Origin of the sequence: Staphylococcus sp. FSL W8-0774, from assembly GCF_038006785.1 — a bacterium.
Classification (GTDB): domain Bacteria; phylum Bacillota; class Bacilli; order Staphylococcales; family Staphylococcaceae; genus Staphylococcus; species Staphylococcus pasteuri.
In genome coordinates this window covers 1,150,049-1,174,204 of the sequence record NZ_JBBOVW010000001.1, presented here as the reverse complement: position 1 = coordinate 1,174,204, position 24,156 = coordinate 1,150,049, and the positions used below count along the sequence as shown (strand labels likewise).

18 protein-coding genes and 1 other RNA gene are annotated in these 24,156 nt (G+C 31.7%); 2 read left to right on the top strand and 17 right to left on the bottom strand.

What is annotated here, in order from left to right; translation table 11 throughout:
- Positions 1-222: 222 nt before the first annotated feature.
- From recD2 to NSQ15_RS05730, 4 genes are all read right to left on the bottom strand, one after another.
- Entirely contained in the window at positions 223-2,694 is a 2,472-nt protein-coding gene (gene recD2 / locus NSQ15_RS05745; RefSeq protein ID WP_124760106.1) for an SF1B family DNA helicase RecD2, read from the bottom strand.
- Position 2,695: 1 nt separating this feature from the next.
- Complete coding sequence (locus NSQ15_RS05740; protein ID WP_070453907.1) at positions 2,696-3,367, bottom strand: tetratricopeptide repeat protein; 672 nt, start codon at positions 3,365-3,367, stop codon at positions 2,696-2,698.
- Positions 3,368-3,582: 215 nt separating this feature from the next.
- A complete protein-coding gene (mnmA, locus tag NSQ15_RS05735) occupies positions 3,583-4,701 on the bottom strand; it encodes a tRNA 2-thiouridine(34) synthase MnmA (RefSeq protein ID WP_340747007.1) in 1,119 nt (372 codons plus the stop codon).
- 2 nt (positions 4,702-4,703) lie between these two features.
- Entirely contained in the window at positions 4,704-5,843 is a 1,140-nt protein-coding gene (locus NSQ15_RS05730) for a cysteine desulfurase family protein (RefSeq protein WP_217193937.1), read from the bottom strand.
- Between the two features lie 271 nt (positions 5,844-6,114).
- On the opposite strand from NSQ15_RS05730, the gene NSQ15_RS05725 reads away from it, so the two are divergent.
- On the top strand, positions 6,115-7,122 hold the full coding sequence (locus NSQ15_RS05725; protein WP_340747006.1) for an LLM class flavin-dependent oxidoreductase: 1,008 nt from the start codon (positions 6,115-6,117) through the stop codon (positions 7,120-7,122).
- 103 nt (positions 7,123-7,225) lie between these two features.
- Here NSQ15_RS05725 and NSQ15_RS05720 read toward each other — a convergent pair whose 3' ends face one another.
- Entirely contained in the window at positions 7,226-7,375 is a 150-nt protein-coding gene (locus tag NSQ15_RS05720) for an SAS049 family protein (RefSeq protein ID WP_002451815.1), read from the bottom strand.
- 435 nt (positions 7,376-7,810) lie between these two features.
- Positions 7,811-8,233, bottom strand: a complete 423-nt coding sequence (cymR, locus tag NSQ15_RS05715; protein ID WP_017637073.1) for a cysteine metabolism transcriptional regulator CymR — start codon at positions 8,231-8,233, stop codon at positions 7,811-7,813.
- An 83-nt stretch (positions 8,234-8,316) separates the two neighbouring features.
- Here cymR and NSQ15_RS05710 point away from each other — a divergent pair, with 83 nt between their 5' ends.
- On the top strand, positions 8,317-9,588 hold the full coding sequence (locus tag NSQ15_RS05710) for a replication-associated recombination protein A (protein WP_017637072.1): 1,272 nt from the start codon (positions 8,317-8,319) through the stop codon (positions 9,586-9,588).
- A 78-nt stretch (positions 9,589-9,666) separates the two neighbouring features.
- Here the strand turns inward: NSQ15_RS05710 and NSQ15_RS05705 are convergent, their stop codons facing one another.
- The 11 genes from NSQ15_RS05705 to yajC form a co-directional block, all read right to left on the bottom strand.
- Positions 9,667-10,443: a tRNA threonylcarbamoyladenosine dehydratase gene (locus NSQ15_RS05705; protein ID WP_340747005.1), complete on the bottom strand. Its 777-nt coding sequence runs from the start codon at positions 10,441-10,443 to the stop codon at positions 9,667-9,669.
- Positions 10,444-10,539: 96 nt separating this feature from the next.
- A non-coding RNA gene (gene ssrS, locus NSQ15_RS05700) (6S RNA) lies at positions 10,540-10,730 on the bottom strand.
- 129 nt (positions 10,731-10,859) lie between these two features.
- On the bottom strand, positions 10,860-12,626 hold the full coding sequence (gene aspS, locus NSQ15_RS05695) for an aspartate--tRNA ligase (RefSeq protein ID WP_017637070.1): 1,767 nt from the start codon (positions 12,624-12,626) through the stop codon (positions 10,860-10,862).
- 15 nt (positions 12,627-12,641) lie between these two features.
- Positions 12,642-13,904: a histidine--tRNA ligase gene (gene hisS / locus NSQ15_RS05690; RefSeq protein ID WP_070453915.1), complete on the bottom strand. Its 1,263-nt coding sequence runs from the start codon at positions 13,902-13,904 to the stop codon at positions 12,642-12,644.
- Between the two features lie 377 nt (positions 13,905-14,281).
- Positions 14,282-15,157 (bottom strand): N-acetylmuramoyl-L-alanine amidase, encoded by an 876-nt coding sequence (locus NSQ15_RS05685; RefSeq protein WP_340747004.1) that lies wholly within the window; start codon positions 15,155-15,157, stop codon positions 14,282-14,284.
- The gene (dtd, locus tag NSQ15_RS05680; protein WP_017637067.1) at positions 15,154-15,606 is read right to left on the bottom strand and encodes a D-aminoacyl-tRNA deacylase; all 453 of its coding nucleotides are present in this window, start codon (positions 15,604-15,606) and stop codon (positions 15,154-15,156) included. Before dtd ends, NSQ15_RS05685 begins: the two co-directional genes overlap by 4 nt.
- 22 nt (positions 15,607-15,628) lie before the next feature.
- The gene (locus tag NSQ15_RS05675; protein WP_340747003.1) at positions 15,629-17,818 is read right to left on the bottom strand and encodes a RelA/SpoT family protein; all 2,190 of its coding nucleotides are present in this window, start codon (positions 17,816-17,818) and stop codon (positions 15,629-15,631) included.
- Positions 17,819-18,355: 537 nt separating this feature from the next.
- The gene (locus tag NSQ15_RS05670) at positions 18,356-18,874 is read right to left on the bottom strand and encodes an adenine phosphoribosyltransferase (protein ID WP_029055702.1); all 519 of its coding nucleotides are present in this window, start codon (positions 18,872-18,874) and stop codon (positions 18,356-18,358) included.
- Between the two features lie 14 nt (positions 18,875-18,888).
- A complete protein-coding gene (gene recJ, locus NSQ15_RS05665) occupies positions 18,889-21,171 on the bottom strand; it encodes a single-stranded-DNA-specific exonuclease RecJ (RefSeq protein ID WP_070453919.1) in 2,283 nt (760 codons plus the stop codon).
- Between the two features lie 123 nt (positions 21,172-21,294).
- The gene (gene secDF, locus NSQ15_RS05660) at positions 21,295-23,574 is read right to left on the bottom strand and encodes a protein translocase subunit SecDF (protein WP_340747002.1); all 2,280 of its coding nucleotides are present in this window, start codon (positions 23,572-23,574) and stop codon (positions 21,295-21,297) included.
- Between the two features lie 318 nt (positions 23,575-23,892).
- Complete coding sequence (gene yajC, locus NSQ15_RS05655) at positions 23,893-24,153, bottom strand: preprotein translocase subunit YajC (protein ID WP_017637062.1); 261 nt, start codon at positions 24,151-24,153, stop codon at positions 23,893-23,895.
- Positions 24,154-24,156: the final 3 nt, after the last annotated feature.

The window sequence follows — 24,156 nt, the reverse complement described above, 5'->3', positions numbered from 1 at the left end:
TACGGTTAGGATTAATACTGCATTTATTAGAATATGAATTTTAATCAATTATTCCATGCTAACCTTTACTTATCACTTTAGTCACATATTTAAATTGACACAAAGTAGCGTTCAACAATTTTAATTGTGCTTTCCACCAACCAGCACATCTCTTAAAATTCAAAATTGTTTACTCGTCTTTATGCGAACTTAAGTTTATTTTAATTTTATTGTTTTCAAATGTCAACGATTAGCGAAATCATACGGTGAAGTTTCTCCCATATTAATCATAGGATCAATTTGATATATTGTTTCTTCAGTTAATTCTATAGTCATAGCCTTGTCTGAATCATTTTCATCATTTTCATCTGAAACATCATCTTCATAATGTATACCTTGTGAATCATTTGACTCATTATTCTCTTCAGTTAAAGATAAATCATAGGATTTTTCTTCAGTAAAGTATTGTTTTAATAAAGTAAATAATTGCGTTAATCTTTTCTGACCGTTTGTGTTAAGACCGATATCAAATGCTTGGGGATCCCCTAGTAATACTAATGATTGTTTCGCTCTTGTTAAACCAGTATATAAAATAGGTCTTTGTAGCATTCTAAAATATTGTTTAACTATAGGCATAATCACGATTGGAAATTCTGAACCTTGAGATTTATGGATAGATGTACAGTATGCATGGGTTAATTCGAGCATATCCTGTCTTGTAAAAGTAATTTCATTTCCTTCAAAGTCTACGACTAGTACATCCTTGTTTAAAGCATTTTCTTTTGCCCAGAAAATACCAACAATTACGCCAATGTCCCCGTTAAAGATATTATCATTAGGACGATTAACTAATTGTAGAACTTTATCTCCTTTTCTAAAGACAACATCGCCAAATTCGATTTCTCTAGTATCTTTTTCTTTTGGATTTAGAATAGATTGTAATATTTGATTTAACCTTTTAATACCTGCATTACCTTTATACATTGGTGCTAGTACTTGAATATCACTCATGTCATATCCTTTATTTACCGCACTGTTTACGACTTTCTCAACTACATTAGGTATTTGTTCTGTACCACAATTAATAAAACTTCTGTCATGGAATCGTTGTGTAATATCAATTGGTTGTCCTAACTTCATGCGATGTGCCAATTCTATAATACTAGATCCATCTTGTTGTCTATATACCTCAGTTAAATTAACCCTTGGAATCGTATTTGAGTCTATTAAATCTTTAAAGACTTGTCCAGGTCCAACAGAAGGAAGTTGGTCTTCATCTCCTACAAGAATAATTTGAGCATCTAATGGCACTGCACTTAAGAATTGATGGAATAGCCAAGTATCAACCATTGACATTTCATCAATTATAATCAAACGCGCATTAATTTCATTATCCAAAATATCTTCAGGTTGGGTATCTTGATTCCATCCAATCAATCTATGAATCGTCATGGCTTCTAATCCAGTAGATTCTTGTAGTCTTTTTGAAGCTCTACCTGTTGGTGCTGCTAGTACTACTGGATAATCATCTTCTTGGTAGTCATCATAGTCTAAAGATATTCCGTGCACCTCTGCATATAATTCCACTATTCCTTTTATAACTGTTGTCTTCCCTGTTCCCGGTCCACCAGTTAGTAACATAATTTTAGAATTTATAGCCGTTTGTAATGCATCTTTTTGTGAAGCAGCATAGCTCACTTCATTATTTGTTTCGATATCACCTATATGTAATTGTAAATCTGATTGTTCAATTTCTTTTAATTTTGTAGTATGAGTTTTAATTCTATATAAGTTTTGAACACTTTTTAATTCTGAATAGTAAAGACTTGGAATCGATATTTTTTCTTTATCTACAATTAATCTTTTTTCTTCATTCAGTTGTAATAACATTGTTTGTAAATGCTCATGATTAAATTGGTTATCATCATTATTATTATTTTGTGTTAAAACATTAAAAGTTGCTGCAATAATTTGATCATTAGGTATATAAGTATGTCCTTGTTTAATACATTCTTCCTCTAACGTAAATAATAAACCTGCTTTTAAACGTTCAGGGTCATCAAATTTAATTCCTATTTTTTGTGCTAATTGATCAGCTTTACTAAAACCAATGCCTTTAATATCATAGACAAGTTGATATGGATTTTTGTCTAATACACTTAACGTTTCTGCACCGTAATATTGATAAATAGAACTAGCTAATTTTGGACCAAAACCTAAATCATGTAATCTAATCATGACTTTTTCAGATTCTTGATTAGAAGCAATTTGTTCAGCAATTTGCTTTTGCTTTTTCTTAGGCAAGCTAGGTACTTTTTCAAGAACACTAGCGTCGTTTAAAATGTCATTAATCGCATTTTCACCTAAAGTATTTACGATGTTTTGTGCTGTTTTTTTACCTATTCCTTTAAATAAATCACTTGATAAGTAACTGATGATTGCATCTTTAGTTTGTGGTAATTCTTTTTCGAATGTTTCGGCTTTTAATTGTTTACCATATCTTGGATGCTCAACCGTTTGTCCTTTAAATGTATATACATCACCTTCAACAACATTAGGAAGAAACCCTACCACTGTTGGCATTGTATCAAATGATTCGTTTGTCTCAATGGTATCCACCTTCAAAACTGTATAGTAATTATCACTATTTTGAAACAAAATCGCTTCTACAGTGCCTTTTATCATTGAATAATCAAATAGTGTAGGGTCAGTCATATTACTCCTCCTCTTCTTGCATAGTTGAAAATGTTTTTAAAGCATGTTGACTTAGTAAATGTTCTGGATCAATCTCAACTGCTTGCTTAAAATATGCTATCGCTTCATTTATATCTTCATTCTTCATGTAAGTAGCCAGTCCTAGATTGTAAATCGCATCTACATGTGATGAATCCAATGACAACACATAGTTTAATTGTGTTATTGCAGCATCAAACATTTCTAGCTGACACAATACTAATCCATACTGAAACTGTACTTCTGTATCGTGTTGTTGATCTTTTTCGGCTGCTGTCATTAAAAATGGTAGTGCCTCTTTATGAGCATTTAATTGATTAAAAGCCATTCCAATCATATAGTTACAATCTACAGGTTCCACATCATATTTCATAGCTTGTTGGTATAACTTAATCGCTTCATTATATCTACCTTGATTGTAATATACGTTACCTAAATTATAATATATTGCTCCATTTTCTGAATCAATCGTTATTGCTTTTTGAAAAAATCGCTCAGATTTCTCAATTTCACCAACATCTGCCAATACAATACCAGCATTAATATAATTTTCAGTAATTGATGGATCTTCTTCTATATTATCAAACAAAGCTTTTAATGCTTCTTCTAATTGGCCTTCTTTGATAAATTGATATATCGTTTTTTGATCTATCATATTTAAAATTACATCTCCTTAATTCTTAAATAATGATATAGGTATTATAAGATTTCATTTCAAGTTCAAACTTTTATTTTAATCATATTTTACCACTTTATGTATTTTTATATAAATGAATAGTCATGTTCTCAAATGGTCGAACACTACCATAATCATTCATATTAAAAAGCCACTAATTCAAAGAAACATTTCTATGAATTAATGGCTGATTTTTACACAACATAACTTAATTGACCTGATGTTTTATATACATCATCAATTGTTGCACCACCAAGACAAACTTCTTCTTTATAAAATACAACTGCTTGACCAGGTGTGATAGCTCTAACTGGTTCATTGAAAGTTACTCTAATGGCTTCGTCATTTTCACGTTGTACAAATACTTTTGTATCTTTTTGACGGTATCTAAATTTAGCAGTACAGTAAAATCCTTGTTCTAAATCAATTTCATTTTCATTAACAAATGAAACATCTGAAGCAATTAAATAGTCACTGTATAATGCCTCATGATGGAATCCTTGTTCTACATAAAGGACATTATTTTCTAAATTTTTACCTACTACAAACCATGGATCACCGTCTCCACCGATACCTAAACCATGTCGTTGACCGATAGTGTAGTACATTAATCCACTATGCGTACCCATTTTTTTACCATCTAATGTCACCATATCACCTGATTGAGCTGGTAAATATTGTGATAAGAATGTTTTGAAGTTTCTTTCACCTATAAAACAAATTCCTGTAGAATCTTTCTTTTTAGCTGTAGCTAAGTTTTGTTCTTCAGCAATTTCACGCACGCGTTTTTTTTCAATAACACCTATTGGGAACATCACTTTTGAAAGCTGTTGTTGTGAAAGTTGATTTAAGAAATAAGTTTGATCTTTATTATTATCAACGCCTCTTAACATTTCAACATGTCCATCGTCATGTCTTCTTATTCTTGCATAATGACCTGTTGCTACATAATCTGCACCTAATTTCAGTGCATGTTCTAGAAAGGCTTTGAATTTAATTTCTTTATTACACATAACGTCAGGATTTGGTGTACGCCCTTTTTTATATTCATCTAAAAAGTAGGTGAACACTTTATCCCAATACTCTTGTTCAAAGTTAACTGCATAATATGGAATGCCAATTTGATTACAAACTTCAATGACATCATTATAATCTTCTGTTGCAGTACATACACCATTTTCATCGGTATCGTCCCAATTTTTCATGAAAATACCTATAACATCATAGCCTTGTTCTTTTAACAGATATGCTGTTACTGAACTATCTACGCCACCAGACATACCAACGACTACGCGAGTATCTTTATTTGTCACTACTATTCCTCCTTAAATTTATGGTATATTTTATGAATTTCTGCAACTATATATTTGACTTCTTGTTCGGTAGTCATTTCGTTAAAGCTAAATCTTACAGAATGTTTAGCACGTTCTTCATCTTCGTACATTGCAGCTAATACATGTGACGGAGTAGTTGAACCTGCTGTACAAGCTGAGCCAGATGATACATAAATCTGACTTAAGTCTAATAAAGTTAACATTGTTTCAACATCAATAAATGGAAAATATAAATTTATAATATGACCCGTTGTATCTACCATTGAACCATTAAGTTCAAATGGAATAGCACGTTCTTGTAAGCTAACTAAAAATAATTCTTTTAAATTCATTAAATGAATATTATTTTCATCTCTATGTTGTTCAGCAAGTTCAATTGCTTTTGCAAAGCCGACAATTTGCGCTAAGTTTTCTGTACCAGCACGACGTTTAGTTTCTTGTTCTCCTCCAAGTTGACTATACTGTATCGGAGTATTCTCTCTAACTAATAGCGCACCAACACCTTTAGGTCCACCAAATTTATGACCAGTGACACTCATTGTATCAAATTTAAAATCGTCAAAATTAATATCTAAATGACCGATTGCTTGAACTGCATCTACATGGAATAATGCATTTGTAGCTGTAACAATATCTTCTATAACATACATTTGTTGAACAGTACCTACTTCGTTGTTAACAAACATGATAGACACTAGAATTGTCTTATCTGTAATCACTTCTTCTAATTGATCTAAATCTATTGCACCAGTATCATCAACGTCTAAATATGTTACGTCATATCCTTCTCGTTCTAATTGTTCAAATACATTTAGTACGGAGTGATGCTCAATTTTTGTTGTAATTAAATGATTACCAATGTGCTCATTAGCTTTTACTAGCCCTTTTATTGCAGTATTATTAGATTCCGTTGCACCACTAGTAAAAATCACTTCGTTAGCTTTTGCACCTAAACATTGTGCTACTGTTCGGCGAGACTCATCTAAATATTTACGGGCATCTCTACCAATTGAATGAATAGAAGATGGATTCCCATAATGAGTTTGATATATGTTCATCATAGAATCTACTACTTCAGGTTTAACTGGGGTTGTTGCAGCATAATCTGCATATACTTCCATGTTTTGACACTCCTCACAAAATTATCAATGTTCCTATAATAGCACCTAGAAAACTATTTTTCTACCTATCTGTTTGATTAATAGTTACTTTAATTTTAACATTATCCATAATTAGTTGAAATTATTATTACGTATACTACCCATGATATTTATGAATCATTAATATTCTATTTTTCAATCAAAATCAAGAGACTAAAATACATATGAGCAGTTTATTATTTTAATCAAATAAACATTGTTATACTTCATATACTATTTTTACTATGGAGGCATGATCAATTTGAATAACTTAAAGGTTTCCGCATTAAACCTTGTCCCTATCAGAGAAGGACAAGAAGATAGAGAAGCTTTAAATGATATGATTTCATTGGCACAACAATTGGAAGATTTTGGTTATGAACGCTATTGGATAGCAGAACATCATAACGCACCAAATTTAGTAAGTTCTGCCACAGCATTATTAATCCAACATACTTTAGAGCATACTCAATCTATAAAAGTTGGTTCTGGTGGCATTATGTTACCTAACCATGCACCACTCATAGTCGCAGAACAATTTGGTACGATGGCTACTTTATTTCCAAATCGAGTTGATTTAGGTTTAGGTAGAGCGCCGGGTACTGATATGATGACAGCAAGCGCGCTACGTCGAGACCATCATAATGGCGTATATCAATTTCCAGAAGAAGTAGATCAATTACAAACATATTTTGGTCCAGCAAATCAACAAGCATATGTACGTGCTTATCCAGCAGTTAATAAAAATGTCCCTCTTTATATACTTGGATCATCTACTGATTCTGCACATGTTGCAGCTAGAAGAGGATTACCTTATGTATTTGCAGGTCATTTTGCACCACAACAGATGAAAGAAGCTATTGAAATTTATAAAGAATTGTTTGAACCATCTGATGTATTAAGTGAACCTTATGTCATTATAGGATTAAACGTAATTATAGGTGATACTGATGAAGAAGCTGAGTATCTAGCTACTTCAATGGCTCAGGTTATGGTTAGTATTACGAGAGGTAAAATGCAACCTGTTCAACCACCAACAAATGAATTAGATCAAATTTTAACACCAAGAGAATTAGAAATGGCCAAACAAAGAATTAAATCCTCTTTAATTGGGTCTGAAAGCACAGTTAAACAAAAACTTAAAGATTTCATTGATTACTATGGAGATATTGATGAAATTATGGGTGTAAGTTATATTTACGATCAACAAAAACAATATTATTCATATCAAAAATTCAAACATATTATTGATGCAATGTAATATAAATTCATAAGGAGTAAGGCATTTTAGATTTGCCTTACTCCTTTTTTCTATAAAAAAAGAGATAGCATTGAATGCTATCTCTAAAAAATATTTTAAACGATTATTTATCGTCTTTGTCTTCTTTTTTATCTTTGTCACCTTTACCAGTATCAGTATACTCGTTAATAGTGTCTTTCGCTTTGTTTACTTGCTCATTATCACTGTTTTTGAATTTTTCTGCTGCGTCTTTTGCTTTATCCATGAATCCCATAAATAAAAGCTCCTTTCGATTTTGAACAAATTTGTATTTTGTTAAAAGTTTAATTTTAACTTAAATACATCTTATATGTTGTTAATTTAATTAATTCAACAACTTATGTGATGTATATTCCATAAATACCACTTGTTTATAGAACTAAACATATAAAACCAAAAAATTTATATTTTTTTAGATTTTGGTTCGAAAGATAAGACTTATTATATAAGAAACTCAGATTATACATTTTGTTTCTTATAAGTAACATTCGGATTATAGAGTATAGGTAATCACTGTTTCATGTATGTTTTTGAAAAATTCTTTGGTGGGTCCCTTGCCCTTCTTGCTTTGCTCGTTGAAATTGGTTTTACCAATTTCTTTGTGAAGGGTCCCTTGCCCAGCTGGCTTTGCTTGTTGAAACTGACACGTCAGTTTCTCTCTGCTGGGTCCCTATATATAAAACATATAACCGTCGAGGTTTTGGTCGGTTTCTTTGTATTCCGCTAGGTATTGAAGTGTTGTATTATCTAATACGTCACGAACTGCATCTCTCATTCTGATCCATAATTGTTTTTGTGCTGGTGGTTCTGATTCAATACTTTCCACAAAAGTAATAGGCCCTTCTAGCAATCTGATTATATCACCAGCTGTAATTTCTTCTGATGGTAGTCTTAATTGATAACCACCTTTAGCACCACGAACGCTTCGAATTAATCCAGCATTTCTTAAGGGTCCCACAAGTTGTTCTAAATATAAATCACTTAAATTATTTTCTTCCGCAATGGTTTTTAATGATACACACCCTTGTCCTTCTCTTTTAGCAAGAGAAATCATTAAAGTTAAACCATATCTCCCTTTTGTTGATATTTTCATTGTATAACCTCACTTAATTCGAATTATTTATTCCCATTTTACCATTTTTTACGTTAAGATTATAATAGAAAGGTGTGACAAATGTGAATACTGAACCTTTAGCGTCTAGGATGAGACCTACTAATATAGATGAAATTATATCACAACAACATTTAGTTGGACCAACAGGTATCATAAGAAGGATGGTTGATACTAAACGACTTTCTTCAATGATTTTTTATGGTCCTCCTGGAATAGGAAAAACAAGTATTGCTAAAGCTATTGCCGGTAGTACTCAATATAAATTTAGACAATTAAATGCTGTAACAAACACTAAAAAAGATATGCAAATGGTTGTTGATGAAGCAAAAATGTCTGGACAAGTGATTTTGTTATTAGATGAAATCCATCGTTTAGATAAAGCAAAACAAGATTTTCTATTACCTCATTTAGAAAATGGGAAAATTGTCTTGATTGGTGCTACAACTTCAAATCCATATCATGCCATCAATCCAGCAATACGTTCTAGAGCTCAAATTTTTGAACTTTATCCATTGAACGATGATGATGTTCATATCGCTTTGAATAGAGCGTTAGAAGATAAAGAGAGAGGCCTTAAGTCTTATTCTCCTATTGTAGATGAGGATGCAATGACATACTTTTCAACTCAGAGTCAAGGCGATGTTAGAAGTGCATTAAATGCATTAGAATTAGCGGTTTTAAGTGCTTCTGAAAAAGACGGATCACGTCATATAACTTTGCAAGATGCTAAAGATTGTTTACAAAAAGGTGCATTTGTAAGTGATAAAGATGGCGATATGCACTATGATGTTATGAGTGCATTTCAAAAATCTATTCGGGGTAGTGATGTCAATGCGGCATTACATTATCTAGCACGTCTTATTGAAGCTGGTGATTTACCAACAATTGTAAGACGACTTTTAGTTATAAGTTATGAAGATGTAGGACTTGCTTCACCTAATGCGGGTCACCGAACATTAGCTGCAATTCAATCAGCTGAACGTTTAGGTTTTCCTGAAGCAAGAATACCATTAAGCCAAGCTGTGATTGAATTATGTTTATCACCTAAATCTAACTCAGGTATATCTGCAATTGATAAAGCATTAAGTGATATTAGACAAGGTAAAGTAGGTCAAATCCCCGATTACTTAAAAGATGGTCATTATGCTGGTGCAAAAGAATTAGGACGTGCAACTGGATACAAATATCCGCACAATTATGAAAACGGTCATGTTGTACAACAGTATTTACCTGATATACTTAAAAATCGAATTTATTATGAACCTAAAACTACCTCTAAAAGCGAACAACAATTTAAAGCCATTTATGAAAATTTATTGAATCAGTCAAAATAAACAAAAAAGATAGCTCTTCTTCAACGTATTAATTACGTATGAATGAGCTATCTTTTTATTTTATACCTAATACGATTATTAGTATTGTCCTTTATCTTTAATACGTCTCAATGGAATATCTTTTAAAATATTGTTAATAACGTAGCTTGAACATATTAACCCAACTACACTAGGTACATATGCATTTGATGATGGTGGCATTTGCCCTTTTCTATTAATTGCATTTTTATCGCCAACTGTTTCTTTTACATCTTCACGTATAACTATCGGACTTTCATCTGAAAAGACGACTTTAATTCCACTACGAATCCCAAGTCGTTTTAATCTATTTCTAATTACCTTTGCCATTGGATCAGTATGTGTCTTAGAAATATCTGCTATTTGGAAACGAGTTGGATCAATTTTATTAGCCGCACCCATGCTGGAAATCATGTCGATACCTCTTTCAAGGCACTCTTTCATTAAATGTACTTTATAAATAATTGTATCACTGGCATCAATAAAGTAATCTATATCATAATTATTAAAAATCTCTTCATAAGTTTCTTCAGTGTAGAACATATGTAGTGAAGTTACCTTACAGTCTGGATTAATTTGCTTAATTCGTTCTTCCATAAGTGTTACTTTACTTTGTCCAATTGTAGATGTAAGTGCATGAATTTGACGATTGACATTTGTAATATCAACATCATCTTTATCAATTAAAATGATATGACCAATATTTGTTCTGGCTAATGCTTCAGCAGCGAAAGACCCTACTCCACCAACGCCTAATACGGCTACTGTTTTACTTTTTAATAATTCAAGTCCTTCTTGTCCTACAGCTAATTCATTTCTAGAAAATTGATGTTTCATTTTAATCTCCTTTAACTAAACAATCTACTTTTATGTTATGTATATATTATTTTAATTTAAAAATAAAAATACGCAAGACCTAAGTCTTGCGTACCGATAGAGTCCGTAGATGCCGTAGTTATAAATAGCTTGATCATTCGGCCTGTTTTATACAGGTGGGTGCCCTGTTTCATGTTTTGCAAGTCCTCCAAATGAGGCGTGTGCGCTGCATGAAAACCTATTGGGCTCCCTGATCAAAGAGTGTTAGGCCCAAATAAAAAGCAAACTTACGAACATCACAGATGACTATCTTATGTCATTATATTACCACAAATCTCATGATAAAGGAATTAATCAACTTCGTATTTTTTTAATCATTTTTGTTAAGTCAATAATTAGACATAAACGATAAATGATAAATCTTAATAGTTTATCAATTAATGTCTAATACGTAGTGATAATTCTTCTAATTGTTTATCTGACACTTCTCCCGGAGCATCTGTTAATAAACAAGTAGCTGACGCTGTTTTAGGGAAAGCAATTGTATCTCTAAGATTAGTTCTATTAGTTAATAGCATAACTAATCTATCTAAACCTAACGCAATACCGCCATGTGGTGGTGCACCATATTTGAATGCATCAAGTAAGAAACCAAATTGTTCTTGCGCTTGTTCTTTGGTAAATCCTAATACTTCAAACATTTTTTCTTGTAATTCACCGTTGTGAATTCTAATAGAACCTCCGCCTAATTCATATCCATTTAATACAATATCATATGCATTAGCTTGGGCATTTTCAGGTTCAGAATCTAATTTATCAATATCTTCTTTCTTAGGTGATGTGAATGGATGATGCGCTGCTACATAACGTTTGCTTTCATCATCATATTCTAATAATGGCCAATCAGTTACCCATAAGAAGTTTAATTTCGTTTCATCAATCAAGCCTAATTCTTTTGCAAGTTTAATACGTAATGCACCTAAACTTTGAGCTACCACTTCAGGTTTGTCAGCTACAAACATAACTAGGTCTCCAGCTTCTGCATCAGTAAGTGATTTTAATAATTCAGCATCTTTGTCTTCAAAGAAACGTGCAATAGGTCCTGTTAAACCTTCTTCCGTTACTTTAACCCAAGCTAATCCTTTAGCACCGTATATGTTAACAAACTCTGTTAATGCATCCATATCTTTACGAGTATATTGTTCTGCAGCACCTTTAGCTACAATAGATTTTATTTCTCCATTGTTTTCAACTGTATCTTTAAATACTTTAAAGTCCATTTCATGACCTAATTGTGAAACATTAATTAATTCCATATCAAAACGTGTATCAGGTTTATCTGATCCATAACGATTCATCGCTTCTTCATAAGTCATGCGTGGGAATGGGCCTTCAACATCAATACCTTTAACATCTTTTACGACTTTACGTAACATTTCTTCACCCATAGCCATAACATCTTCTTGATCAACAAAACTCATTTCTATATCGACTTGAGTGAACTCAGGTTGACGGTCAGCACGTAAATCTTCATCACGGAAACATTTTACGATTTGATAATATTTGTCAAAACCACTAATCATTAATAATTGTTTAAATAGCTGTGGTGATTGTGGTAATGCATAAAATTCACCATCATGTACACGAGAAGGTACTAAATAGTCTCTTGCACCTTCTGGCGTTGATTTTGTTAAAACTGGTGTTTCAATATCATAGAATCCACTTTCATCTAGGTATTGACGAATTGAACGTGTTGTTTGATGTCTCATTTTAAAAGTTTGTGCTAGTTCTTGTCGACGTAAATCTAAATATCTATATTTTAATCTTATATTTTCATCTACATTTGTATTTTCTTCATTAATTGAAAATGGTGGTGTTTCAGATTTATTGATAATTTCAATATTTTCAACCTGCACTTCCACTTGACCTGTTTTTATTTTAGGGTTTACTGTTTCAGCATCACGTTTAGTAACTACACCTTGTACTTCTACGATATATTCTGATCTAACAGTTTCTGCAATATTTAATGCTTCTTGAGAAAAGTCTGGATTAAACACAATTTGTACTATACCTTCTCTATCTCTTAAATCAATAAAAATCAATCCACCTAAGTCACGTCTGTTATGAACCCATCCCTTTAAAGTTACTTTTTCGTTTAATAAGTTCTCTGTAACTAATCCACAATATGTTGTTCGCTTACTCATTTTAAAACTCCCTTTCTATTTATGAAAATAATCAACAATTTGATCTAATTGTATTGATTCAGATTCACCGGTTTCCATATTTTTAATATCAATTTGATTGTTTTCCAATTCTTGATCACCAATTACAATAGTATATTTCGCATTTAATCGGTCAGCTTGTTTCATTTGTCCTTTAATTTTTCTGTTCATATAATCTTTATCTGCTTTAACACCATTTTTACGTAGCTGATTAAGTAACTTAACTGCATATCGATCTGCAGCTTCTCCCATAGTTACTACAAATAAATCAAATTCATTTTCAACATCTAGTTCAATGTCTTCTTCTTCCAATGCTAGAAGTAATCTTTCAATACTTAATGCAAACCCAATACCTGTTTGGCTTGGTCCACCTAATAATTCAAGAAGACCATTATAACGTCCGCCGCCACAAAGCGTTGTAATTGCACCGTCATAATTAGGGTTATCCATCATCAATTCAAATGCGGTATGAGTATAATAATCTAATCCACGTACTAAATTAGGATCTTCTACGTAAGGAATACCTAAATCATCTAAATGTTTTTTAACTTGCTCATAATATGCTTTAGAGTCCTCGTTTAAAAAATCAGTAATACGTGGAGCGTTTTTAACTGCCTCTTTGTCTCTATCAACTTTACAATCCAATATTCTCATTGGGTTAGAGTGTAATCGTGATTGACAATCTTGACAAAAGTCACCGATAACTGGTTCGAAATGTTTTACTAACGCTTCGTTATATTCTTTACGAGAATCACTATCACCAATACTATTAATCGCTAACTTCAAATGTTTTAAACCAAAAGATTCATATATATGCATAACCATCGCTAATACTTCAGCATCAATACTTGGATTTTCTGAACCAATTGCCTCAACACCAAATTGGTTAAATTGACGATAACGACCTTTTTGTTTACGTTCATATCGGAACATCGGTCCATTATAATATAACTTCACAGGTTGATTTGGGTTACCTTGCATTTTATGTTCAATATAAGAACGAACTACACCAGCTGTTCCTTCAGGTCTTAATGTAATACTACGGTCACCTTTATCTTTAAATGTGTACATTTCTTTTTGAACGACGTCGGTAGAATCTCCCACACCTCTAGCAAAAAGTTCAGTGCTTTCAAAAATAGGCGTTCTAATTTCTTGATAGTTGTATAGTTCCATTAATTGATCAAGTTTGTTCTCAATATAACGCCATTTGATTGAATCTTCAGGTAATATATCTTGTGTTCCTCTTGGAATTTTAATCATATTTTATCTCCTTTACTAATACTGAGCACGTTTATTTCGTTATAAATTTAAAAAATTAAATAAAAAAGCCCTTGCATAGTATTTAATACTACACAAGGGACGAATATCCGTGTTGCCACCCTAATTGATTTAGACATAATTGTCTCAAATCCACTCAAAACGTTTAACGTACGTTACCCGGCTTTACTTTGGAATAAAGCACCTCTTCTTGTGTTCAAAGTCATAAACTACTCAGTGTAACCTTTCAGCCTTATGGGTTACATTTCTACGTATATATTTATATACTACCTCTTTTGTTTATTCTTTCAAGAATACAATCGGTTTATTATTTATAATTCAATTATTATGATAACGAGTTTTCTAATGATTTGCAAGTTCTATGATGAGAAATATTGTTTTAGACCGTCAACAACTGCTTCTTCAACAATTTGTCTATGTAACTTATCTCTAACCATAACTTCATCTGTTGGATTGCTAATATAACCTAATTCTAACAATACTGCAGGAATATTCGTTTGTCTTAATACTTGATAGTTTTGTTGCCTTGCTTCTTTATTTGTAAGGAGGGATTTCTTTTGGATGCTACTACTAAGTGTTTGGGCTAGTGATTCTTGGTTATCTTGTAACCAATATACAGTTACACCGTTAGCGTTTGGGGAATCTAGCGAGTCATTATGTATGCTTATAAAAGCGTCTCCTTTGATATTCCTATCATCCAAAGACACATATGTATCATCAGAACGTGTCATTTTTACATGAGCACCTTCTTTTTCAAGTAATGCTTTTAACTCTTTTGCAGTTTTTAATGTATATACTTTTTCTAAACTTTTTGAGGAAGTATTACTTGAAGCTCCCTGATCACGTCCACCGTGACCAGGGTCAAGTACAATCGTTTTCCCTTTTAATGGATTAGATTTTTTAGAATTATCGGCATGGATATTTAAGTTAGTATGCCAACCAGCAACCCAACCTTTTTTGTCTCCAGCTTTATTCTTCACTTCTATCCATTTCCCAGATTTAACTATCTTTTCAAAAGTATCGCCTTTTTCAATTTTATAGATAACAGGATAAGCAGCATTTGGTCCTGTTCTCAACTCTGCGCTTTCAGTAATAGATATTGTGCCATTATCTTCATCATTATAATTTAAGAACATAAATAATAATATTAGAAACAACACAAAACAAATGACAACAATAAATGTAAGGCGATTATTTTGCCAACTTTTAGTTAACCATTTACTCAAGTTGTTCATATTACTTTGCCATCCTGACTCTCATAAATGATTGTAACAGGACCATCATTATGAATTTCTACATTCATATGTGTTCCAAATTCACCTGTTTTCACATTTAATCCATATGATCTTAATGCCTCATTGAACGATTCATATAATTCATTTGCTTCATCAGGTGATTTAGAATTTGAAAAGCCAGGACGATTACCTTTTTTCACATCAGCATATAAAGTGAATTGTGAAATAGATAATATTTCTCCTTCAATTTGTTGAATATTAAAATTCAGTTTGTCATTTTCATCTTCAAATAATCTAGCATTCGCAATCTTCTTGGCAACTGCTTGCACATCAGCTTCTGTTGATGATTTACCAACACCTACTAATAAGCAATAACCCTTTTTAATAGAATTGTGAATGTTGTCATTTGATACAGAAGCTTCTGAAACTCTTTGTACAACTACTCTCATTTTTCTTTGCACCTCTTAAGTTCTAGTTCCATACTCTTGTAACAGTATATACATCACCTAACTGTTTAATCTTTTCAACTACACGGTAAACATCATTTACATTTTTAACCATGACACTAATATTAATAACTGCATTTTTATCAATATCGGAACGGCCAGAAACCTTTATTAAACTACCTGCAGTTGAATTGACTGCTTGTAACACTTCATTTAATAGACCATTACGATCATATGCAGTAACTTCAAGATCAACTTGATAACGTTGGGTCGAATCTTTTGATTTAACCCATTCAACCGAAATTAATCTTTCTGTTTCATTTTTTATATTTGGACAATCTGTTCTATGCACTTTAATACCGTGACCTTTGGTGATATAACCTACAATATCATCACCTGGTATAGGATTACAACATTTTGATAGTTTAATTAGAACATTTTCTAGTCCTTCAACATAAACACCACTATCAGTGATAATATCTTCTTTTATTGGTACAGATTTAGTTACCTCTTGTGCTTCGTTTAGTGCTTTTTGTTTATCTAATATTCTTTGACGTTCAGTCAATTTATTAACAATTTGAACTGCAGTTACACCACCAAAACCAACTGCAGCATACAAGTCATCTTCATTTGCAAAATGATATTTTTCATTTACTACTTCTATATTTTTTTCAGTAAGAATATCATCAACTCTAAATCCTTGTTCTTTAATTTCCGCTTCAACCATGAATTTGCCCTTTTCAATATTTGAAGAACGGTCTTGCTTTTTAAAGAAACTTTTAATTTTACTCTTAGCGCTTGATGATTTAACAATTTTTAGCCAGTCTCTACTTGGTCCATAAGAATGTTTACTGGTTCTAATTTCAATGATATCACCAGTTTGAAGAATATAATCAATTGGTACGATTTTTCCATTTACTTTAGCACCAATCATTTTATTTCCTACTTCACTATGAATCGCATATGCAAAATCAATTGGTACCGCACCATATGGCAATTCTATAACATCACTTGCAGGTGTAAATGCATAGACTTTATCACTTTGTAAATCGTATTTTAAAGATTCCATAAATTCTTGTGCGTCAGATGACGTATGGTCTGTTTCAGCTAAGTCTTTTAACCAATTTAATTTATTTTGGAAATCCTGTGTTTTCTCATTTACAGTTTTACCTTCTTTGTATGCCCAATGTGCTGCTACACCATGTTCAGCAATTTCATGCATTTCGTAAGTACGAATTTGTATTTCTAGCGGATCGCCATTAGGACCAACTACAGTTGTATGTAATGATTGGTACATATTTTGTTTAGGCATTGCTATATAATCTTTAAAACGTCCTGGCATAGGTTTCCATAACGTATGTACAAGACCTAAAATTGCATAACAATCATTAATAGTATTAACAATGATTCGTACAGCAAGTAAATCAAATATTTGATCGAATTGCTTTTTCTGTTTCATCATTTTTCTATAAATACTATATATATGCTTTGGTCGACCGTTGATTTCACCAACAATACTCATTTTATCCATTTCACCTTGAATTTGACCAATAGCATTTTCAATATATGCTTCACGTTCACTACGTTTTTTCTTCATTAAATTAACGATGCGGAAATATTGCACGCTATCAATGTATCTTAAGGCAGTATCTTCTAATTCCCATTTAATTGTATTAATACCTAGTCTATGAGCTAATGGGGCATAAATTTCTAGGGTTTCTTTAGAAATTCTAATTTGTTTTTCTCTAGGCATTGCTTTAAGCGTTCTCATATTATGTAATCTATCTGCTAATTTAACTAGAATAACACGCACATCTTTGGCAATGGCTATAAACAATTTACGGTGATTTTCTGCTTGTTGTTCTTCCTTAGAACGATATTTTACTTTTTTTAATTTTGTAACACCGTCTACAATTCTTGCAACTTCTTCATTAAACATATTTTTGACGTCATCAAATGTATACGGCGTATCTTCAATGACATCATGTAAGAAACCTGCAACTATCGTGGGTCCGTCTAATCTCATTTCAGTAAGAATTCCCGCTACTTGTATAGGATGCATGATATATGGCAGGCCATTTTTTCTGAATTGCCCTTTATGTGCTTCATAAGCAATATGATAACTTTTTAAAACATATTGATATTCACTTTCACTTAAATAGGACTTTGCCTTGTAAAGCACTTCGTCAGCACTATAAGGATACTCGTTATTCAATATAGACACCCCACTTATTGATTATATTTCTATCTCTGAACTTTATTATCGATTGTTATGTATTATGCCCTAAAATTAAAAATGATGATAAGAATTTATGCAAATTAAATTTAACTAACTCATTTAGTGAAGGCTTATCTAAAAAACATTTAAATGACTTTATATAATAAATAATCATTAAATGTAACTAATGGCTCAAATTTAAAAAGAAAACAAAATAGCCATGTGACTCAACAATTTTGAATTGCTTTTATTTTATCAAAATTTATAGGTACTGATAAGCTATCTATCATGAATTAAAATATAATATTAGCTATATGATACTACAATTTTTTGAATAAATAAATGAATCTCAATTATATTGTAAAGCAATCCTACATTAATTTTATCTTCACTTTTTATATAAACACATTTGACTGATCTATTAATTCCATAAATGCAAAAAACTAGTTCTCATATATCATATTATTAACGATAATATGTTAATAAGTGTGAGAACTAGCTTATATTCTTTAGTTTACAAGTTTTAAATTAATACTATTCATCGTAAGAAATTAAACTCATTACATCATAATCTTTAATTTTTTCAATACCGTTTAAATATTTTAATTCTATAATGAATGCAATGCCAACTACGATGCCGCCTAATTTTTCAACAAGTTTAATAGCAGCTTCGATAGTACCACCAGTGGCTAATAAATCGTCAGTGATTAATACTCTTTGTCCTGGTCTAATAGCATCTTTATGCATTGTTAAGACATTTGTTCCATATTCTAAGTTATACTCATATTTGATAACTTCGCGAGGTAACTTTCCTTCTTTACGAACTGGTGCAAATCCAATACCCATAGAATATGCTACAGGACAACCAATAATAAATCCGCGAGCCTCTGGTCCAACTACTACGTCCACGTCTTTTTCTCTTGCATACTCTACAATTTGGTCTGTGGCATAACCATAAGCTTTACCATTATCCATAATTGTTGTAATATCTTTAAAACTAACTCCCGGTTTCGGCCAATCTGGAACTTCAGATACATATTGTTTTAAATCCATTTTAAAATTTCCTCCTAATAATTATCTCCCAAATGTGATTTTATCCATTGATTTAAATGCGTAAAATCATCGTATAATAATAATTTTTCAACTTCTATTCTAGACAACCTACTTTGATACATCTGACTTGATTCTATGTCCTGTTTACTAGGTTGAGTCGCAATCGTTATTATACCATCATCTTCGTTAATAAATCCTAATTCTAAAAATACTTTTAACATAAATTTTAGTATATTTGCTTTAATATTGAGAAATTCGCATAACATCATACCTTCATTTGCTAAATTCATTTCTTTTTTATTAATTAAAGCTTTATAACATTTTTTAAATAATTCTTTGCTAGGCATACCTTCAAAATAAATTGAAGCTTTATGTTGGAATACGATATAAACTTGAGAGATTTGCGTTTGTTGTAAAGTAAGTTTTAGCTCATCAAGCGTCATGGGTAAATCTCTTAATACCATTTTCTCAAAATGATCAGGTACAGTTTCACCATAATAAAATTCATTTTCATTTAATTTTTGTGCTTTAGATTGAATCATAAAAGCAGTAGTTTCATCATTATTTAAGAAATCTGTATTTTTACTTTTACTTCGGTAGTCCAATATTTGCAATGTATCCATAGCAATATCTTGAACCATAAATTGAGGTGTTTGATTACCGTTCCACTCATTAATTTGAAGATTACCAATTAAATTTACAGGTTGATCAATTTCTAATTGAGATGCATATGCACCATTTTGCCAAAACAATGAAACTAAATTTGATTCACCTAATGTCATTTTTAAATGATTCTGTTCTTTTCCTATTGCTTTAAGAGATTTAATAGCAATATCTCTTATTTCAAATAACGGAGAAGTGAAATCCGTACCAAAAGGTCTTAATTTTTGAATATCCCTAATATTTTTAATTGTAATATCAGATTCATCTAGTAATACATCAACATTCTTACTTGGCTCTAGCGATGTTGTTTCACTTAAACGCGCCATCCAATCATTTAAGCCAGTGCGTAACTCATCTATATTATCAATGTCCATCGTCATTCCTGCAGCCATATGATGGCCACCAAACTTGCTAATTAAATCTTGGTGCGCACTTAATATTTCGAACATTGATACTTGTTCAATTGATCTTGCTGACCCTTTAGCATGATTCTGTTCATAATCAATATTTAATATTAACGTTGGCAAACTATATGTTTCTACAATTTTAGAAGCAACGATACCTAATACACCTTCGTGCCAATCTTCTTTAGCTAACAATAGAAATTGGTGACCTTGCTTAACATAGTCTTCTGCCATTGCAAGTGCTTCTTCTGTTATAGAAGCGACAATATCTTTACGTTCTTGATTAAAATGCTCTACTTGTTCTGCCAAGAATTCCGCTTCTTCTGGACTATCTGACATCAATAGCTCAGCAGCTAAAGATGCATCTTCCAATCTTCCTACTGCGTTTAATCTTGGACCAATAATAAATCCTATTGTTTCTTCTGAAATTTCATCATTGAAACTTGCTTGATTCAATAACGCTTTTATTGCTATAGGACAACTTTCATTCATTACTCGCAACCCATTTTGAACAATCGAACGATTCTCATCTGTTAAAGATACTAAATCCGCAATTGTTCCAATCGCAGCGTACGCTTTAAAATAATTTGGTACATTATCTAACAATGTTTGTGCTAGTTTGTATGCTACTCCTGCACCACATAAATATTTAAATGGATAATCAAATTCTGGATGCATTGGGTGTACGATAGCATATGCTTCAGGTAAGGTACGACCTATTTCATGATGATCGGTCACAATCACATCTACACCTAAATCTTGTACCATTTTAATTTCATTATGACCTTGTATACCATTATCCACTGTAATAATTAGTGATACGCCTTCATCATAGGCATTTTGGAAGGCCATTTCATTAGGTCCATATCCTTCTGTAAAACGGTTTGGAATATACCATCCTACTTGAGCTCCTAACTTTTGAAGTGTATGTACTAATATTGTTGTAGAAGTAACGCCATCAGCATCATAATCTCCATACACAAGAATGCGTTCATTTTTATCGATGGCTTGATTAATTCGTTCAACTGTTTTGTCGATATCACTTAAAAGAGAGGTTTCATGATCTATTTCCACACCATTTAGTGTTTGTTGAATGCCTTCTTCGTCAACAATATGTTTACTTTCTAAAATTTTCTTAATAATAGGTGATAGTTTTAATCGTTTAACAATATCATCAGTTATATATTCAGTTGGGTTATTTAAATTCCAATTATATTTAGATTTAATCATAAGTAACCTTCCTCATTTCCAAATGTCATTATATCTAAAATTGAAGAAAATAAAAAGGTTGAGCCTTTGTTGGGAAAATCTATTGCAGATTATATCCAACATTTATGCTCAACCTTTAGTTAATTATACTACTATTTTTTCATCATTTGATTTTTTCTCTTTATAAACAACTAGTTTATGATTAGATGATTTTTTCAATTGACGTTTTTTCATAATTCCCCATAGAGGAACAGCAATGAATACAGATGATAATACACCTGAAATTAATCCAATTAATAATGCTAATGAGAAATTAAATATTGTTGGTGCTCCTAATAAAAGGATTGCCACAACAACAACGACTACTGTTAATACGGTATTAATTGAACGTGTCATTGTTTGTCTAATTGATCTATTAACAATATCATCGATTTGTTCTGATGTAGTGATGACCTTAATTTTATGAAGGTTTTCACGTACACGGTCAAACGTAACAATTGTATCGTTAATTGAATAACCAACTATCGTTAAAATTGCTGCGATAAACGTTAAGTCAACTTCTAAACGTAATAAACTAAATACAGCAACTATGATAAATACGTCATGTAATAATGCTAAAACAGAAGATAATCCCATTCTCCATTCAAATCGCAGTGACACATAGATAATAATACCTAATGCAGCATAAACTAATGCAAGCATTGCATTTTTGGCTAATTCTTGTCCAATAAGTGGTGAAACTGTATTAATTTGTGGAGTATCACCAAATTCGGATTTCATTTTGTCACTTAATTGATTATCTTTGGCTTGAGATAAATCTTGTTTGAACTGAATTGTCGCATTTTTACTACCAGATCCATTAATTTGAATTTGATCTGCTTCTAGTCCGACATCTTTCACTACTTTTTCAACTTTGGATTGCGTTAATGGTTCTTTTGATTGTAAATCAACACGTGTACCTGCAGAGAAATCAATTCCTAAGTTCAATTTGAAAATGTACAGAATAACCAAACCTACAACAACGATTAAAATACTTAAACTAATGAGTGGTTTAGCTAATTTAACAAAATTCCATTTTTCAAATGAAGTTTTTAAATCATGCACATCTTTACCTTCACTAATATCATGTCTATCTTGTTTCTTAACACCGAATAACCAGAATTTTTTCTTAAATAGATTTGAATAAACAAGTAATGATAATAGTAATCTAGATAAGAATACTGCAGTTACGAAGATCATCAATATACCAAGTAACAGCATTGTCGCGAAACCTTTAACTGAGCTTTCACCGAAGAAGAATAATACTGCTGCGGCAATTACAGTTGTTAAGTTTGAATCGAAGATAGTTAAGAATGAACTTTTATTTGCTTTGGAATATGCTTGTTTAAGCGTCCTACCTATTCTCAACTCATCTTTAATCCGCTCGTACATGATGATATTAGCATCTACTGCCATTCCGACACCTAATACTAACGCTGCTAGACCAGGTAATGTAAGGACACCTGATATAAAGTTAAATGCTACTAGAGTTAGATAAATATATGTTGTTAATGCAATAATTGCCACTAAACCTGGTAATCTATAGAAACCTAACATAAATAGGTAAATTAGTGCTATCCCAACTACTGAAGCAAAGATTGTTTTATCTAAAGCGTCTTGACCAAATTCCGCACCTACTGAGTTAGAATAAATTTCTTTAAGATCAACTGGTAAAGAACCGGCATTTAATAGCTCTGAAATTTGCTTAGCTTTTTTAACGCCTTCTTGACCATGGAATCCACCAGAAATTTCTACACTGTCGGAATTAATTGGTTGATCAACATTTGCAGCTGATACGAATTTAGGATCTTTTTTGTTAGCTTCTTTTTTATAGCTATCGCCTTTTTTGAAGTCTAACCAAACAACCATCACATTATTTTGCTTTTTAGATATTTCTTCAGTTACTTTCTTAAATTTGTTTTTATCTTTGACTTTAAAAGTAACTGTTGGGTCATTTGTATTTTGTTTAAATTCTTGCTTAGCAGACCCTTGTTTAATATCTGCACCGCTTAATTTAACTTTATCATCTGCATCACGAATCGTTAAATTAGCTTGAGATGATAAAATCTTTCTTGCTTCTTTCTGATCTTTAACCCCTGCAAGTTGTACTCTTATCCTATTAGGATCTTCAACTTGGATTTTAGGTTCAGAAACACCTAATACGTTAACACGGTTTTCTAGGGTTTGCGCTGTTGATTGCAACGCATTTTTATCAATTTTATCACCCTTATGTAATGGATCAACTTGATAAAGTACCTCGAAGCCACCTTGTAAATCAAGGCCTAAGTTAACATTCTTAATTACATTCTTGTATGTAAGACCCATACCTGCGAACAGAAGGACTACCAGTAGTAAGAATGCAATCAGTCTACTACTTTTCTTCACATGAACACCTCATTATGTACTTTTGATACTAGAATACTCGAAAAATCCTAATATTTGCAAGTCGGAATCAAAAGATTAACTTTTTACGACCTATTCATATTAACATACTACACTTTAGAGCGAAATTATTGGATACTTTCTTATTAGGAATTGATTTGTAAACTTAAAGAAAGTAAGCTATTTAGTTCACTATAAAATTCGCTTAATGAATTAAAATATATATAATTTTGGATAAAAATAAAAATACTGATACTACCTAAATTGATAGCACCAGTATTTATAATTAATAACAATTAAACTAACATTTTTTATTTTACTTTATGAAGGATCAACTTGTTTAATAGCTGGTTTTTCAAAAGTCATTTCAGTACCGTGTCCATTTACTGTTACGACTACTGTTGTTTCGTCAACTGCTTTAACTGTACCTTTAATTCCACCGATTGTAGTAATTCTTTGGCCAGCTTCAACACGACTGATCATTTCACGATGCTCTTTAGCACGTTTTTGTTGTGGTCTAATTAAGAAGAAATACATTAGAGCCAATAATAAGATCGGTAATATCAATGATGTAAATTGCATGTT

Excerpts from the sequence above, each read along its gene's own strand:
- recD2 (WP_124760106.1), bottom strand. The coding sequence starts at position 2,694 with ATGACTGACCCTACACTATTTGATTATTCAATGATAAAAGGCACTGTA.
- NSQ15_RS05740 (WP_070453907.1), bottom strand. The coding sequence starts at position 3,367 with ATGATAGATCAAAAAACGATATATCAATTTATCAAAGAAGGCCAATTA.
- NSQ15_RS05730 (WP_217193937.1), bottom strand. The coding sequence starts at position 5,843 with ATGGAAGTATATGCAGATTATGCTGCAACAACCCCAGTTAAACCTGAA.
- NSQ15_RS05725 (WP_340747006.1), top strand. The coding sequence starts at position 6,115 with ATGATCAATTTGAATAACTTAAAGGTTTCCGCATTAAACCTTGTCCCT.
- NSQ15_RS05720 (WP_002451815.1), bottom strand. The coding sequence starts at position 7,375 with ATGGGATTCATGGATAAAGCAAAAGACGCAGCAGAAAAATTCAAAAAC.
- cymR (WP_017637073.1), bottom strand. The coding sequence starts at position 8,233 with ATGAAAATATCAACAAAAGGGAGATATGGTTTAACTTTAATGATTTCT.
- NSQ15_RS05705 (WP_340747005.1), bottom strand. The coding sequence starts at position 10,443 with ATGAAACATCAATTTTCTAGAAATGAATTAGCTGTAGGACAAGAAGGA.
- aspS (WP_017637070.1), bottom strand. The coding sequence starts at position 12,626 with ATGAGTAAGCGAACAACATATTGTGGATTAGTTACAGAGAACTTATTA.
- hisS (WP_070453915.1), bottom strand. The coding sequence starts at position 13,904 with ATGATTAAAATTCCAAGAGGAACACAAGATATATTACCTGAAGATTCA.
- NSQ15_RS05685 (WP_340747004.1), bottom strand. The coding sequence starts at position 15,157 with ATGAACAACTTGAGTAAATGGTTAACTAAAAGTTGGCAAAATAATCGC.
- dtd (WP_017637067.1), bottom strand. The coding sequence starts at position 15,606 with ATGAGAGTAGTTGTACAAAGAGTTTCAGAAGCTTCTGTATCAAATGAC.
- NSQ15_RS05670 (WP_029055702.1), bottom strand. The coding sequence starts at position 18,874 with ATGGATTTAAAACAATATGTATCTGAAGTTCCAGATTGGCCGAAACCG.
- recJ (WP_070453919.1), bottom strand. The coding sequence starts at position 21,171 with ATGATTAAATCTAAATATAATTGGAATTTAAATAACCCAACTGAATAT.
- yajC (WP_017637062.1), bottom strand. The coding sequence starts at position 24,153 with ATGCAATTTACATCATTGATATTACCGATCTTATTATTGGCTCTAATG.